Origin of the sequence: Shinella zoogloeoides (assembly GCF_003574625.1) — a bacterium.
GTDB lineage: Bacteria > Pseudomonadota > Alphaproteobacteria > Rhizobiales > Rhizobiaceae > Shinella > Shinella zoogloeoides_A.
Window position 1 is genome coordinate 105,541 of the sequence record NZ_QNUJ01000007.1, and the last position, 13,540, is coordinate 119,080.

General features: G+C 67.2%; 15 protein-coding genes. 8 read left to right on the top strand and 7 right to left on the bottom strand.

The window, feature by feature from the left end; translation table 11 throughout:
- Nucleotides 1–49 precede the first annotated feature (49 nt).
- Complete coding sequence (locus DSD28_RS15275; RefSeq protein ID WP_119257281.1) at nucleotides 50–1,048, top strand: aldo/keto reductase; 999 nt, start codon at nucleotides 50–52, stop codon at nucleotides 1,046–1,048.
- A 4-nt stretch (nucleotides 1,049–1,052) separates the two neighbouring features.
- On the opposite strand, the gene DSD28_RS15280 is transcribed toward DSD28_RS15275, so the two are convergent.
- The 3 genes from DSD28_RS15280 to DSD28_RS15290 form a co-directional block, all read right to left on the bottom strand.
- Nucleotides 1,053–1,262 carry a hypothetical protein gene (locus DSD28_RS15280; protein ID WP_245424848.1) on the bottom strand — a complete coding sequence of 70 codons (210 nt, stop codon included), beginning with the start codon at nucleotides 1,260–1,262 and terminating at the stop codon, nucleotides 1,053–1,055.
- A gap of 121 nt (nucleotides 1,263–1,383) precedes the next feature.
- The gene (locus DSD28_RS15285) at nucleotides 1,384–2,130 is read right to left on the bottom strand and encodes a F0F1 ATP synthase subunit A (RefSeq protein WP_119257283.1); all 747 of its coding nucleotides are present in this window, start codon (nucleotides 2,128–2,130) and stop codon (nucleotides 1,384–1,386) included.
- A 278-nt stretch (nucleotides 2,131–2,408) separates the two neighbouring features.
- Entirely contained in the window at nucleotides 2,409–3,131 is a 723-nt protein-coding gene (locus DSD28_RS15290) for a pyridoxamine 5'-phosphate oxidase family protein (protein WP_119257284.1), read from the bottom strand.
- A 41-nt stretch (nucleotides 3,132–3,172) separates the two neighbouring features.
- Between DSD28_RS15290 and DSD28_RS15295 the strand changes: the two genes are divergently transcribed.
- A complete protein-coding gene (locus DSD28_RS15295) occupies nucleotides 3,173–4,618 on the top strand; it encodes a PLP-dependent aminotransferase family protein (RefSeq protein WP_119257285.1) in 1,446 nt (481 codons plus the stop codon).
- On the opposite strand, the gene DSD28_RS15300 is transcribed toward DSD28_RS15295, so the two are convergent.
- The 3 genes from DSD28_RS15300 to DSD28_RS15310 form a co-directional block, all read right to left on the bottom strand.
- Nucleotides 4,587–5,312, bottom strand: coding sequence for a type 1 glutamine amidotransferase (locus DSD28_RS15300; RefSeq protein WP_119257491.1), 726 nt, complete (start codon nucleotides 5,310–5,312; stop codon nucleotides 4,587–4,589). The two genes, DSD28_RS15295 and DSD28_RS15300, sit on opposite strands and share 32 nt — an antisense overlap.
- A 73-nt stretch (nucleotides 5,313–5,385) precedes the next feature.
- Nucleotides 5,386–5,814: an RbsD/FucU family protein gene (locus DSD28_RS15305; RefSeq protein WP_119257286.1), complete on the bottom strand. Its 429-nt coding sequence runs from the start codon at nucleotides 5,812–5,814 to the stop codon at nucleotides 5,386–5,388.
- Nucleotides 5,814–7,043 (bottom strand): ROK family transcriptional regulator, encoded by a 1,230-nt coding sequence (locus tag DSD28_RS15310; protein ID WP_119257287.1) that lies wholly within the window; start codon nucleotides 7,041–7,043, stop codon nucleotides 5,814–5,816. Before DSD28_RS15310 ends, DSD28_RS15305 begins: the two co-directional genes overlap by 1 nt.
- A 286-nt stretch (nucleotides 7,044–7,329) precedes the next feature.
- On the opposite strand from DSD28_RS15310, the gene DSD28_RS15315 reads away from it, so the two are divergent.
- The 5 genes from DSD28_RS15315 to pyrC all read left to right on the top strand — a co-directional run bounded on the left by DSD28_RS15315 (nucleotide 7,330) and on the right by pyrC (nucleotide 12,211).
- Nucleotides 7,330–8,355 carry a sugar ABC transporter substrate-binding protein gene (locus DSD28_RS15315; RefSeq protein ID WP_119257288.1) on the top strand — a complete coding sequence of 342 codons (1,026 nt, stop codon included), beginning with the start codon at nucleotides 7,330–7,332 and terminating at the stop codon, nucleotides 8,353–8,355.
- 260 nt (nucleotides 8,356–8,615) lie between these two features.
- On the top strand, nucleotides 8,616–9,716 hold the full coding sequence (locus DSD28_RS15320) for an ABC transporter permease (RefSeq protein ID WP_119257289.1): 1,101 nt from the start codon (nucleotides 8,616–8,618) through the stop codon (nucleotides 9,714–9,716).
- A complete protein-coding gene (locus DSD28_RS15325) occupies nucleotides 9,716–10,492 on the top strand; it encodes an ATP-binding cassette domain-containing protein (protein ID WP_119257290.1) in 777 nt (258 codons plus the stop codon). Before DSD28_RS15320 ends, DSD28_RS15325 begins: the two co-directional genes overlap by 1 nt.
- Nucleotides 10,489–11,112 (top strand): nucleoside triphosphate hydrolase, encoded by a 624-nt coding sequence (locus DSD28_RS15330; protein WP_119257291.1) that lies wholly within the window; start codon nucleotides 10,489–10,491, stop codon nucleotides 11,110–11,112. The genes DSD28_RS15325 and DSD28_RS15330 overlap by 4 nt, the downstream gene beginning before the upstream one ends.
- Nucleotides 11,113–11,170: 58 nt before the next feature.
- Nucleotides 11,171–12,211 (top strand): dihydroorotase, encoded by a 1,041-nt coding sequence (gene pyrC, locus DSD28_RS15335; RefSeq protein WP_119257292.1) that lies wholly within the window; start codon nucleotides 11,171–11,173, stop codon nucleotides 12,209–12,211.
- 3 nt (nucleotides 12,212–12,214) lie between these two features.
- Here the strand turns inward: pyrC and DSD28_RS15340 are convergent, their stop codons facing one another.
- Entirely contained in the window at nucleotides 12,215–12,976 is a 762-nt protein-coding gene (locus DSD28_RS15340; protein ID WP_119257293.1) for a Crp/Fnr family transcriptional regulator, read from the bottom strand.
- Between the two features lie 177 nt (nucleotides 12,977–13,153).
- On the opposite strand from DSD28_RS15340, the gene DSD28_RS15345 reads away from it, so the two are divergent.
- Nucleotides 13,154–13,525, top strand: a complete 372-nt coding sequence (locus DSD28_RS15345; protein ID WP_119257294.1) for a hypothetical protein — start codon at nucleotides 13,154–13,156, stop codon at nucleotides 13,523–13,525.
- The last annotated feature ends 15 nt before the right edge of the window (nucleotides 13,526–13,540 follow it).

Sequence of the window (13,540 nt, forward strand, 5' to 3'; positions counted from 1 at the left end):
CCGCCCGGCGCATGGACCGCCTCCCGGTCGCAAGCAAAAGGATCCTGTCATGAAACACAGAAAACTCGGCACCCTCGACGTCTCCGCCCTCGGCCTTGGCTGCATGGGCATGAGCCACGCCTACGGCCCTTCGAGCGACGAGACGGCGGCGATCAGGACGCTGCATCGCGCCGTCGATCTCGGCGTCACCCTCTTCGATACGGCCGAGGTCTATGGCCCCTACCGGAACGAGATCCTCGTCGGCAAGGCGCTGAAGCCGGTGCGCGACAAGGTGGTGATCGCCACGAAATTCGGCTTCCGCATCGACGACACGAAGCCTTCCGCCGACATGATCACGGGCACGGACAGCCGGCCGGAAAATGTCCGGGCCGTCGCCGAGGCGTCGCTGAAGCGGCTCGGCGTCGAGGTCATCGACCTCTACTACCAGCATCGCGTTGACCCGGCCGTGCCGATCGAGGAGACGGTGGGCGCGATGGCGGAGCTGGTGCGCGCGGGCAAGGTGAAGGCGCTCGGCCTGTCGGAAGCCGGCGCGGAGACGATCCGCCGGGCCCATGGCGTGCACCCGATATCCGCCGTGCAGAGCGAATATTCGCTGTGGACCCGCGATCCGGAGGAGAACGGCGTTCTGGAAACCTGCCGGGAGCTCGGCATCGGCTTCGTGCCCTTCAGCCCGCTCGGCCGGGGCGTGCTCACCGGCGCGCTGAAGAAGCTCGACGGCCTTTCCGCCGACGATTTCCGCCGTTCGCTGCCGCGCTTCGAGGCGGAAAACTTCGATGCCAATCTGGCGCTGGTGGCGCTCCTGGAGGAGATGGCGAAGGAAAAGGGCGTGGCGCCCGCTCAGCTCGCGCTTGCCTGGGTGCTGGCGCAGGGCGATTTCATCGTGCCGATCCCCGGGGCCAGCAAGGTGCCGCATCTCGAGCAGAACGTCGCCGCCGCCGATGTCGCGCTGACGAAGGAGGAGGCCGCGCGGCTCGGCGAGCTGCTGTCACCGGCGCGGGTCGCCGGCGGGCGCTATCCGCAGCGCATGGCCTCGATGGCGAACCGATAGAGGATCAGTCGCGCTTGATCGTGGCGAGGACCTGCCAGAGGTCCGCGCCCGTCTCGAAGACGGCGGCATTCGCACGAAAGCCGATCCCGGCGGAGATCATGTCCAGCATGCTCTCTGCCGGGTCATCGGCCCCGGCCGGTGCTTCCGCGATCGTCTGCGCCGCCCGGTCGAGGCGCGCCGTCTCGCCCGCCATGCCCCGGAGGGCCGTGTTCATGATGCCGGCTATCTGCATGGGATGGCCCCGTTGTGATCCATCCTCCCTTTACCGCACGCCCCTTTCGATTGCGTGAACGGTGACGGCGCGGCCCTGTGTATTTTCGGCACAGGGCGGGTTGTCAGTGGCTCGGATGCAGCGCGTCGTTGAGATACATGCAGGTCAGCATGGCGAAGACATAGGCCTGGATGACGGCCATCAGGATTTCCAGCGCCGTCAGCGCCACCGTCATGGCGAAGGGCAGGATGGCGCCCAGCACGCCGAGCGTTCCCAGCCCCGTCATCGAGGCGACGAAGCCGGCAAAGACCTTCAGCGTGATATGGCCGGCGAGCATGACGGCGAAGAGACGGACGGAGTGGCTGACGGGCCGCGAGAAATAGGACATCACCTCGATCGGCACGATGATCGGCGTCAGGACCAGCGGAACGCCGGACGGTACGAAGAGGCGGAGGAACCCCGCGCCATGCCGGAAGAGGCCGTAGAGCGTGACGGTCGTAAAGACCGTGATGGCGAGCGCGAAGGTGACGATGAGCTGGCTCGTCACGGTGAAGGCATAGGGAAACATGCCGATGAGATTCGCGACGAGGATGAACGTGAAGAGCGAGAAGACCAGCGGGAAGAAGCGCATGCCCTGCTCGCCCGCATTGGAGCGCAGCGTCCTGGCGATGAAATCGTAGACGAGTTCGGCGCTCATCTGCCAGCGGCCGGGAACCAGGCTGCCCCGCCGGGTCGCCAGCAGCAGGAAGCCCGTCGCCGTCGCCACCGTCAGCACCATATAGGCGGAGGCATTGGTGAAGCTGAGGTCCACCCCGCCGATTTCGAGGGGAATGAGCGGCTTGATCTCGAATTGCTGAATAGGGCCGGCCATGATCTATCCTCGCAAAGACATGAGTGTACACGCGGATCCGCCGGGCCGCGACCCGCAAAGTCGGCATGCGGCGCGGGGAGGCGCGAGACGGGTTTTCAGGGAAAAAGGGTGAGCGGGGTTCAACGGGCCATCCTCGTCTCGACTGCGAGAAAAGGGGCCGTCCCCGGAACGAACAAAGGCGCGGGCCGTCCCGCGCCGGATCTGTCTACCCGCTGCGCCTGAAAATGGCAAGGACTGACCCCGGCAGGGCCGGAGGTCCGTCGCGAGGATCGGGTGGTTCAGCCGCCGTCGTAAAGGCGCTGGCCGGTCAGAAGCGAATCGTCCAGCCGGCCGCCCTCGGGGAAGAGGGAGAGCGTTTCCGGCCTGTCGACGCCCGGCACCAGCCGGTGGCAGGGCTCGACGGCGCCGAGCACGCTGGTGACGGGGATGACGCCGGCCCAGATCGGAAGGGCGAAATCCTCGTCGTCGTCGCCAACCCCCTTCGCCCGCACCTTGGCGACCGCCTCGTCTATCGGCATGGCGATGATCGTCGTCGCCTTCGCCTCCTGCGGCGTGATGGGACGCAGCAGCGCGCTGCGCTGCGGATAGAACCGGTCGATGACGTCGCGCATCGCCTCGTTCTTCTCCTCCGGGTCCTCCACCAGCCGCGCGGTGCCGAAGCACATGGCGGAGCGGTAGTTGGCCGAATGGTTGAAGCCCGAACGGGCGAGGACCAGCCCGTCGAGATGCGCGACGGTGAGGCAGGCGGGCGTGCCGGCCTTCAGATGCCGCAGCATGCGGCTTGCCGAAGAGCCGTGCCAGTAAAGCGTGTCGCCCTTGCGCCAGAAGAGCGTCGGCGTGGCATAAGGCTGCCCGTCGATGACATAGGCGACATGACAGAGCATGGCCGCGTCGAGAACGGCGTGCACGGCCTCGCGGTCATAGCTGGCGCGCTCGTGCATGCGCTTGACGCGGTTGCGCGGGGTGACGGGATAGGTGGCGGTTTCGGTCTCGACGCTCATGCGGCTCTTGCCTTTCAGGGAATGGAAGGCCAGGGTGCATCATGGCATTGGATCGAAAAAGTACCAATTCAAGGCAAAGAATTCAGACCAATATTCCGGACTGGTCGTCACTCGTTCCCGTCCTGCCGGCGGCGGGGCGGCGCACGCCCGCGCTCTACCGCGAGCTGCGCCGGCTGATCGAGGCGGGCGACATTCCGCCCGGCAGCAAGCTGCCGCCGTCGCGCGATCTCGCGCAGCGCCTGAAGACGTCGCGCGGCAGCGTCGTCGCGGCCTTCGAGATGCTGATCGCGGAGGGCTATGCCGTCGCCCGCACAGGGGCCGGCACCTTCGTCGCCGACCGCGTGCCCAGCATGAAGCCCGCCATGCTCCCGGAGGCGGAGGTCGTCGAGCCGAAGATGCCGCTTCCCGGCACGCTGGGCGTCGCCATGGCGGATGCGCGCACGCTGAACATCTTTCGCACCCTGCTTTCGCGCCATCTGGCGCGGCCGGGGCCGGAACATTTCCAATATGGCGATCCGCGCGGCGGGCTTGCGCTGCGCGAGGCGATTGCCGCCTATCTCCGGCAGGCGCGCGGCGTCCGCTGCGAGGCCCGCTCGATCATCGTCACGACGGGCACGCAGCAGGGTCTTGACCTCGTCATTCGCAGCGCCCTTTCCCCGGGCGACCGCGTGATGGTCGAGGATCCCTGCTATCCGAGCGCCCGCGCCGCCTTCGCCGGCAACGGCCTTCATCTTTCGGGCCTTGCCGTCGATGCGGAGGGGGCCGATATCGCCGGCGCGGTGGCCGGCGCCCGCGCGGCCTACGTGACGCCCTCGCACCAGTTTCCGCTCGGCGTGACCATGAGCATGCGCCGCCGCCTCGCCCTCGTCGACTGGGCGCGGGCGACGGGCGGCTGGATCGTCGAGGACGACTACGACAGCGAGTTCCGCTTCGCCGGCCCGCCGCTCGCCGCCATGCAGGGCATGGATGACAGTGGCCGGGTGATCTATCTCGGCACCTTCTCCAAGGTGCTCTTCCCGGGGCTCCGCCTCGGCTATGCCGTCATTCCCGATCCGCTGCTGGAGACTGTAATGGCCCTGCGCAGCCGCAGCGACCGCAGCCCGCCGACGCTCGCCGAGGCGGCGCTGACCGACCTCATTCGCGAAGGCCATTTCGCCGCGCATCTGCGCCGCGCCCGGCGCCGGGCGCAGGCGGCGCGCGATGCGCTGGTCGCGGGATTGCTTTCAGCGGGAAACCTTTCGGTGGACGTGCCCGATCAGGGCCTCCATCTCGTCGCCGGCCTGCCGGAAGCGCTCGGGGACCTTGCGGCGGTCGAGATCGCCCGGCGCGCCGGGCTCGGCGCCCGCGCCCTTTCCGCCATGGCCGTCACCCGCCCGCCGCGGCAGGGCCTCGTGATCGGCTTTTCGGGCTTTGCGCCGGATGTGCTGGGCGCGGCGGCGCGGCGCTTCGCGGATGCTATGCCACGCGGCGGGCCTCGGCGGCCGTGATCGTGGCGACCCAGGCGCGGGCAAGCGCAAGGCCGGTGGCTTCGGCAACCGGGCCGCTCTCGGCGGCGAGCGCGGCGCGCCGCTCCAGCCAGCCGGGCGCAAGGCCGGCAATATGGTCCGGGAAGATCCGCACCCATTCCTCGACCACGTCGCGATTCGCCTCGAAATGGAACTGCGTGCCGTAGACGGCGCGGCCGAGGCGAAAGGCCTGGTTCTGCGCGGCGTCGTTGGTGGCGAGCCGCACCGCGCCCTCCGGCAGGGAGAAGGTGTCGCTGTGCCACTGGAAGATCGGGAAGGCGCCGGCGGCGGCGGAAAGCACGGGATCGTCCGCGCCCTCAGGGGTGAGCGCGATGGTGCACCAGCCGAATTCCGGCGCGGTGCCGATATGGTTCGCCGCGCCATAGGCCCGCGCCAGCAGCTGGCTGCCGAGGCAGACGCCGAGCACCGACTTGTCCGCCTCGCCGAAGCGGCGCATCAGGGCGGCAAGCGCCGGGAGATAGGCGTGGCTTTCGTCGTCCAGCGCGTTTTGCGGTCCGCCCATCACGACGATGGCGTCATGGCCGCTTTCGTCCGCCGGCAACGGATCGCCGGCATGGGGCCGGCAGATGTCGAGTTCCGCGCCCGCCTCGTCGAGCGCCGCGCCGATCTGCCCGAGCAGCGTCACCCTGTCGTTCTCCACCACCAGAACCCGCATGCCGAACTCCCTTTCGATGTCGCGCGAGACAATCACGTCGCACCGCTTCGTTCAAGGGGAGAGCAAGACGGTATCACGGATAGATCACGCCCTTGCGCAGGATGACGTTGGCATAAAGCCGCGGCTCGCTCGTCTGGACGATGGTGTGGGCGGCGCGCACGCGGTTGTAGAAGTCGGCGCCGACCAGCGGCACCACGGCGCGGTCCGGCTCGTGCCGCGCGCAGCAGTCGATGATCTCGCGGTGTACGGGCTCCAGCCGGTCGCGTTCCTGGCGATAAGTGGAGCGGAAGATCGCCTCCTCGACGAAATCGTCGATGGGCAGGACCGAGAGCATGGCATCGAGCGCGGGAATCAGCGCCACGCCGTCGAGGCGCACCAGCCGGCGTGCATGCTCGACGCCCGGATAGTTGCCGTCGACGATGGCGATCTCGTCGCCGTGGCCCATGGCGCGCAGCGTGGCGAGCAGGTCGGGGCTCAGGATGGGATCGAGGCCTTTCAGCATCAGGCAAGCTCCTTGAAGAGAACGTTCTGGTCGGGAAGATAGCGGGAAAAGAGCGGCAGGCTGGCCCCGCCGATCGAGCGGGCGCTGCTGCCGACGGCGCCCTCGGCGATCTCGGGCAGGGTGACACCCTGAAGGTCGAGCCGGTCGATCGCAGCCTTGGTCTCGGCGACGACGCGCTCGCGCACCCATTCGGGAAAGCCGCCGTCGATGATGACGGCGGAAAAGTCGATAACCGAGGCCGATGCGACGACCGCCTGGGCGAGCGCCGCCGCCATGTCATCGATCCAGATGTCGAGCGGCGCGCCGAAGTCGATCCAGCCGTCCGGCGAGTACCAGAGCGGCGTGGGGTCGATGCCGTGCTGGCGCAGCAGGTTTTCGAGACGGTAGATCGAGGCGATCTTGAGAAGCTGCACCGTCTCGCCGTCGCGGCCCTGTACGGGAAGCGGGCCGATGGCGCCCGCCGTGCCGGTGCGGCCGGTGAAGAGCGCCGAGTTCAGCACCACGCCGCCGCCGATGAAGGAGCCGATGAAGAGATAGAGGAAATCGGGATATTGCGGGCCGCGGCCGAAGACGAGCTCGGCCGCGCAGGCGCTCGTCGCGTCGTTCTGCAGCATGACCGGATAGGGCACGCGCCGGGCGATCTCCGCCCCGAGGTCGACGCCGCGCCACTGGTCCATGTCGGCCTGCGGCGCGCCGACCTCGCTGGCCCAGCTCCACAGCTCGAAGGGCGCGGCGACGCCGAGGCCGGCTATGCGGGCGCGCTCGTTCGGTGTGATTGCGGCCTCCAGCTCGGCAAGCCCCTCCTCGACGAAGGAGAGCAGCGGGCCGGGCATGGGATAGGGGTAGGTGCGGCGCACCTGCCGGCGGATGCCGCCGACGAAATCCATCATCACGAGGTCGGCGCTGCGGCGGCCGATCTTCAGCCCGAAGGAATAGACGGCATCCGGGTTGAGCAGCATGGGCACCGAGGGCTGGCCCACCTTGCCGCGCATCGGCGCGCCGCGCACCAGCAGCCCTTCGGCCTCCAGCGCGCGCATGATGACGGTGACGGTCTGGGCGGAAAGGCCGCTGCGCCGGGCGATCTCGGCCTTGGAAAGGCTGCCGTGCCGGCGCACCAGCGACATGACGAGCCGCTCGTTATAGGCGCGCACGCGCACCTGGTTGGCGCCGCCGCTCGGATCGAGGATTTCGGCCGGCGCGGCGGGCGCCGTCGCAGCGTGCTTTCTCATCGTCTCCTCCCGTGCCGGTTGGCGCCATGCGCCGATCCCGGTCCTCTTACCGGCTGACGCTCCGCTCTTCCACCGGAAACGATGCAGCCAGGGCTTCCACCCCTTCTTTGCCCGCAGCATGCCACATCGAATTAATAATTCAATTCGATTTATTTATTGACAGGCATTTCTTTTGGTGGTCTCATCACCATCGGAAGCACGGTTGGCCGGTGGAGGAACCGCCGGCTCCTGCGACCGGATGCCCCCAGGAGAGGGGCGCATCCCGTTCCGTCCTTGGGAGGATTACATGAAGAAGACCATCGTTTCCGCCGCTCTCGGCGCGCTTGCGCTCGGCGTGGCCTTTTCTTCGCCGGCTTCCGCCGCCGATGTCAGCGCCTGCCTGATCACCAAGACCGATACCAACCCCTTCTTCGTTAAGATGAAGGAAGGCGCCGAAGCCAAGGCCAAGGAACTCGGCGTCACGCTGAAGGCCTATGCCGGCAAGATCGACGGCGACTCGGAAAGCCAGGTCGCGGCCATCGAGACCTGCATCGCCGACGGCGCGAAGGGCATCCTGATCACCGCATCCGATACCAAGGGCATCGTTCCCTCCGTGCAGAAGGCGCGTGACGCCGGCATGCTGGTCATCGCCCTCGACACCCCGCTCGAGCCGCTCGACGCCGCAGACATGACCTTCGCCACCGACAACCTGCTCGCCGGCGAGCTGATCGGCAAATGGGCCGCCGCCACGCTCGGCGATGCCGCCAAGGACGCCAAGGTCGCCTTCCTCGACCTGACGCCCTCCCAGCCGTCGGTCGACGTCCTGCGCGACCAGGGCTTCATGAAGGGCTTCGGCATCGACGTGAAGGACATCAACAAGATCGGCGACGAGGACGATCCGCGCATCGTCGGCCATGACGTGACCAACGGCAACGAGGAAGGCGGCCGCACCGCCATGGAAAACCTCCTGCAGAAGGATCCGACGATCAACGTCGTGCACACGATCAACGAGCCGGCCGCCGCCGGTGCCTATGAGGCGCTGAAGGCCGTCGGCCGCGAGAAGGACGTGCTGATCGTCTCCGTCGACGGCGGTTGCCCGGGCGTGCAGAACGTCGCGGACGGCGTCATCGGCGCGACCTCGCAGCAATATCCGCTGATGATGGCCGCCCTCGGCATCGAGGCGATCAAGAAGTTCGCCGACACGGGCGAGAAGCCGAAGGCCACCGAAGGCAAGGACTTCTTCGACACGGGCGTCGCGCTCGTCACCGACAAGCCGGCAGAGGGCGTCGATTCCATCGACACCAAGGCCGGCAAGGACAAGTGCTGGGGCTAAGCCCCGGCGCCGGCCCGGCATGACCGGGCCGGCCATCCGCCACGGACGGATCGGGTGGTGATTTCCGGGCGAGCGGCCCCGAGCGCACCCTTCTTTTGACAATCGCGAAAAGACGTGGGCACCCTTTCAGGGCGAATGGCGGCAAGGCCGCGTTCGCAGGGGAGGACCGCTTCCAGGCGGCAGGTGCGCGCAATGCGTCCGTGCATCATTTCATCCGGCAATGCCGCGACGGTCGGCACACGGAAGGGAGGAACAGGATCATGAGTGAAACGACGGCGGCCTCGCAGGGCGTACAGTCCTCGCAGCCATCACAGGAATTCGAGAAGGTGCTCACCGGCAGTTCGACGCAGGTGGCCTCCTTCGACACGAACGACAAGACGGCCATCCAGAAGTTCCAGCATTTCCTGCACGGCAGCCCATCGGCGGTGCCGCTGATCGTGCTGGTGCTCTCGGTGGCGGTGTTCGGCGCCGTTCTCGGCGGCAAGTTCTTCTCCGCCTTCACGCTGACGCTGATCCTCCAGCAGGTGGCGATCGTCGGCATCGTCGGCGCGGCGCAGACGCTGGTGATCCTGACCGCGGGCATCGACCTTTCGGTCGGCGCGATCATGGTGCTCTCCTCCGTGGTCGTGGGCCAGTTCACCTTTCGCTACGGCCTGCCGCCGGTGGTGGCGGTCGCCTGTGGCCTCGCCTGCGGCGCGCTCTGCGGCTATATCAACGGCCTGCTCGTCGCCCGCATGAAGCTGCCGCCCTTCATCGTCACGCTCGGCATGTGGCAGATCATCCTCGCCTCCAACTTCCTCTATTCGGCCAACGAGACGATCCGCTCGCAGGACATCGCCACGCAGGCCCCGCTTCTTCAGTTCTTCGGCAACAACCTCAAGTTCGGCAGCGCGGTCTTCACCTATGGCGTCATTGCCATGGTGCTGCTCGTCGCTGTCCTCTGGTACGTCCTGAACCACACCGCCTGGGGCCGCCATGTCTATGCGGTCGGCGACGATCCCGACGCGGCGGAACTGGCCGGCGTCAACGTCAAGCGCATGCTGGTCTCGGTCTATACGCTGTCCGGCCTCATCTGCGCGCTCGCCGGCTGGGCGCTCATCGGCCGCATCGGCTCGGTCTCGCCCACCGCCGGCCAGTTCGCCAATATCGAATCCATCACTGCCGTGGTGATCGGCGGCCTCTCGCTCTTCGGCGGGCGCGGCTCCATCCTCGGCATGATCTTCGGGGCGCTCATCGTCGGCGTCTTCTCGCTCGGTCTTCGCCTCATCGGCACGGACCCGCAATGGACCTATCTCCTGATCGGCGTCCTCATCATCTCGGCAGTCGCAATCGACCAGTGGATCAGAAAGGTAGCAGGCTGATGGCTCTCGAACCCATTCTCACCGCACGCGGTCTGGTCAAGCGCTACGGCCGCGTCACCGCCCTCGACAATGCCGATTTCGACCTCTATCCCGGCGAGATCCTCGCCGTGATCGGCGACAACGGCGCGGGCAAGTCCTCGATGATCAAGGCCATTTCCGGCGCCATCACGCCGGATGAGGGCGAGATCAGGCTCGAAGGCAAGCCCGTCACCTTCCGCTCGCCCATCGAGGCGCGCAAGGCCGGCATCGAGACCGTCTACCAGAACCTCGCGCTCTCGCCGGCGCTCTCGATCGCCGACAACATGTTCCTCGGCCGCGAGATCCGCTCGCCGGGCGTCATGGGCAGCGTCTTCCGCAAGCTCGACCGCAGCGCGATGGAGAAGTTCGCCCGCGACAAGCTGTCCGAGCTCGGCCTGATGACGATCCAGAACATCAACCAGGCGGTGGAAACGCTCTCGGGCGGCCAGCGCCAGGGCGTGGCCGTGGCCCGCGCGGCGGCCTTCGGTTCGAAAGTGATCATCCTCGACGAGCCGACGGCGGCGCTCGGCGTCAAGGAGAGCCGGCGCGTGCTGGAACTCATCCTCGACGTGCGCCGGCGCGGCATTCCCATCGTGCTCATCTCGCACAACATGCCGCATGTCTTCGAGGTGGCGGACCGTATCCATATCCACCGCCTCGGCCGTCGATTGACCGTCATCAACCCCAAGGACTACACCATGTCCGACGCCGTCGCCTTCATGACGGGGGCGAAGGTCCCGGAGGCCGTTGCAGCATGATTTCGCCTGCCACGATCGTGGATGCAGTCCTGCGGCGCGCGGGAGACGCGCGCCGCTTCCTCGTCGGCCTCGCCGGCCCGCCCGCGGCCGGCAAGTCGACCCTGGCGGAAGCCCTCCGGGAGGGCCTTGTCGCGAAGGGCGAGAGCGCCGAGATCCTGCCGATGGACGGCTTCCACATGGATAACGGAATTCTCGCCGCACGGGGCCTGCTGCCGCGCAAGGGCGTGCCCGAGAGCTTCGATGCCCGAGGCTTCATCGATATCGTCCACGCCCTGAAACGGGCGGAGGGCGAGGTGCTGGTGCCGGTCTTCGACCGCTCGCGCGAGATCGCCATCAATGCCGCCCGCGCCATCCCGCGGGAAACGCGCTTCATCCTCGCCGAAGGCAACTACCTGCTTTTCAAGGATGCGCCGTGGGACAGGCTGGACGGCGTCTTTGACTTCACCATTTTCGTCGGCCCGCCCTATGCGGTGCTGGAGGAGCGGCTGCGCCAGCGCTGGCTGGGTTACGCGCTGCCCGAGGACCAGATCGGCTGGAAGCTCTACGGCAACGACCTGCCGAACGGAAAACGCATCCTGGAGAATTCCCGCCCCGCCGATCTCCATATCGACCTTTTTTGAGGAATTGTCGGTCGTCCCTTCGGGTGCTATCGCAACTCCAGAGACTGGAGACACGCCGATGACCACCGAAATCACCATCCGCCGGCCTGACGACTGGCACCTGCACCTGCGCGACGGCGCCATGCTCGAAGGCGTGATCGGCGATACCAGCCGCCACTTTGCCCGCGCCATCATCATGCCGAACCTGGTGCCCCCGGTCGTCACCACCGCCGACGCCACGGCCTACCGCGACCGCATCCTCGCCGCCGTGCCGAAGGGCGATCGCTTCGAGCCGCTGATGACGCTCTATCTCACAGAGCACACCAATCCCGACGACGTCGAGGCCGGCTACAGGAGCGGCCTCATCCGCGCGGTGAAGCTGTACCCCGCCGGCGCGACGACCAATTCCCATGGCGGCGTGCGCGACATGGACAAGGCGATGCCGGTGCTGGAGCGCATGGCGAAGATCGGCCTGACGCTCTGCGTGCATGGCGAGGTCACGACGCCCGAGGTCGACATCTTCGACCGCGAGGCGGTGTTCATCGAGACGGTGCTGGACCCGCTGCGCAAGCGCCTGCCCGAGCTGCGCGTGACCATGGAGCATGTGACGACGAAGAACGGCGTCGACTATATCAAGGCGGCGAAGGACAATCTCGCCGGCTCGATCACCACCCATCACCTGATCATCAACCGCAACGCCATCCTCGTCGGCGGTATCAAGCCGCATTACTACTGCCTGCCCGTCGCCAAGCGCGAGGAGCACCGGCTGGCGCTGCGCGCCGCCGCCACTTCCGGCGACAGCCGCTTCTTCCTCGGCACGGACAGCGCGCCGCATGTCGATCCGCTGAAGGAGTGCGCCTGCGGCTGCGCCGGCGTCTACACGTCGATCAATACGATGAGCTGCCTTGCCCATGTCTTCGAGCAGGACGGCGCGCTCGACAAGCTTGAAGCCTTCGCCTCGCTGAACGGCCCGGCCTGGTACGGCCTGCCGGCGAACGAGGAGACGATCCGTCTCGTCAGGCGCGAGGAGGCCGTGGCCTTCCCGGCCAAGATCGAGACCGGGGCGGGGCCGGTGACGGTGTTCGACCCGATGTTCCCGCTGCATTGGGATGTAGCCTAGCCATCAGATGAAGGGCCGCGGTCCGCGCTGCAGCCCTTCCCAGCCCGCCAGCGCCAGCAGCCCCTCGGGGTCGAGAATTTCGCAGCCCCGATCCTGCCAGCGCATCAGCTTGCGGTCCGCCAGCTTGCGCAACGTCTTGTTCGTATGGACGAGCGACAGGCCGAGCGTATCGGCCACGTGCTGCTGGGTGATCGGGACGACCCGTTTGCCGCCGCTCATGCCGGATAGATGGGCGCGCTGGTGCAGGAAGGAAATGAGATAGGCGGTGCGCTCCAGCGCCGTGCGCCGCCCGACGCTGAGCAGGTGCTCGTCGAGGATGCTTTCCTCCTGCGCCGCGATCCAGGTAAGATCGTAGGCGAGCGAGGCATGGCGCTCGAAAAGCCGTCCCAGCTTGGAGCGCTCGAAGAGACAGAGCGTCACGGATGTCAGCGCCTCGACGGAGTGGTCCATCTCCCCCATCAGGCTGCCCTGGAGGCCGATGAGGTCGCCGGGCAGCACATAGTTCATGATCTGCCGCCGCCCGTCCGGCAGCAGCTTGTAGCGGAACGCCCAGCCGGAGAGCACGGTAAAGAGATGGGCGCTGTGCATGCCCTCGACGAGGATCGTCGCGCCGCGCTCGGCGGACAGTTCCCCGCTCTTGAACTGCGAGACGAACTCCAGCTCCTTCGCTGAAAAATCGCGGAAATCCGGAAGACTGCGCAGGGGACACTGCTGGCAGGGCGTGCGCCATCGGGTTTTCTGGTTGGCCGCCGTTCCGCTCGCCATCGTGCCTCCGCTCTCGGGACTGGCCATGCAAACGCGGCACGCGCGCGCTTGTTCCATCGCGCAGGCACTATGTCTTATTTAAATGACACCCTCTGCCCCCCGGCCCACAGTCCGCCCTCCCGAACCGCTCGCTTTGCGGTTCCACATGGATGACACATGGATAGGAGTGCGGGCGCCATGAAGCCTTCTCTGCCGCACATCTTGATCGCCGAACGCGAATTCCTGATCGCGCTCGATGCGGAGTATCTGATCAAGTCGGCACTCGATTGCCGTATCACGCTGCTCCGGCCGGAGCAGGTCGACCAATGGGACGCGGCGGCGCTGGCGGATGTCGATCTCTGCCTGTTCGATGTGCCGCTCGACGCTTCGCCGGCCGCAAGGCGCATCGAACGGCTGGTCGAGGCGCGCGTGCCGCTGCTGTTCACCAGCCTCGGCGATCTGCATGCCGGCGGTGTGGAGGGCTTCGAGGTCATTCCCGTCGCCCGCAAGCCCTATGACGGCGAGACGCTGCTTGCGCTTGTCCGGGAACGGCTGCGGCAAACGCCGTAGCCGTTCCGTAAGGCC

What these genes read in the sequence shown, in the direction of transcription:
- DSD28_RS15345 (WP_119257294.1), top strand. Translation starts at nt 13,154, where the DNA reads ATGAAGCCTTCTCTGCCGCACATCTTGATCGCCGAACGCGAATTCCTG.
- pyrC (WP_119257292.1), top strand. Translation starts at nt 11,171, where the DNA reads ATGACCACCGAAATCACCATCCGCCGGCCTGACGACTGGCACCTGCAC.
- DSD28_RS15310 (WP_119257287.1), bottom strand. Translation starts at nt 7,043, where the DNA reads ATGAGAAAGCACGCTGCGACGGCGCCCGCCGCGCCGGCCGAAATCCTC.
- DSD28_RS15325 (WP_119257290.1), top strand. Translation starts at nt 9,716, where the DNA reads ATGGCTCTCGAACCCATTCTCACCGCACGCGGTCTGGTCAAGCGCTAC.
- DSD28_RS15315 (WP_119257288.1), top strand. Translation starts at nt 7,330, where the DNA reads ATGAAGAAGACCATCGTTTCCGCCGCTCTCGGCGCGCTTGCGCTCGGC.
- DSD28_RS15275 (WP_119257281.1), top strand. Translation starts at nt 50, where the DNA reads ATGAAACACAGAAAACTCGGCACCCTCGACGTCTCCGCCCTCGGCCTT.
- DSD28_RS15285 (WP_119257283.1), bottom strand. Translation starts at nt 2,130, where the DNA reads ATGGCCGGCCCTATTCAGCAATTCGAGATCAAGCCGCTCATTCCCCTC.
- DSD28_RS15295 (WP_119257285.1), top strand. Translation starts at nt 3,173, where the DNA reads ATGGCATTGGATCGAAAAAGTACCAATTCAAGGCAAAGAATTCAGACC.
- DSD28_RS15280 (WP_245424848.1), bottom strand. Translation starts at nt 1,262, where the DNA reads ATGAACACGGCCCTCCGGGGCATGGCGGGCGAGACGGCGCGCCTCGAC.
- DSD28_RS15305 (WP_119257286.1), bottom strand. Translation starts at nt 5,814, where the DNA reads ATGCTGAAAGGCCTCGATCCCATCCTGAGCCCCGACCTGCTCGCCACG.
- DSD28_RS15300 (WP_119257491.1), bottom strand. Translation starts at nt 5,312, where the DNA reads ATGCGGGTTCTGGTGGTGGAGAACGACAGGGTGACGCTGCTCGGGCAG.
- DSD28_RS15330 (WP_119257291.1), top strand. Translation starts at nt 10,489, where the DNA reads ATGATTTCGCCTGCCACGATCGTGGATGCAGTCCTGCGGCGCGCGGGA.
- DSD28_RS15290 (WP_119257284.1), bottom strand. Translation starts at nt 3,131, where the DNA reads ATGAGCGTCGAGACCGAAACCGCCACCTATCCCGTCACCCCGCGCAAC.
- DSD28_RS15340 (WP_119257293.1), bottom strand. Translation starts at nt 12,976, where the DNA reads ATGGCGAGCGGAACGGCGGCCAACCAGAAAACCCGATGGCGCACGCCC.
- DSD28_RS15320 (WP_119257289.1), top strand. Translation starts at nt 8,616, where the DNA reads ATGAGTGAAACGACGGCGGCCTCGCAGGGCGTACAGTCCTCGCAGCCA.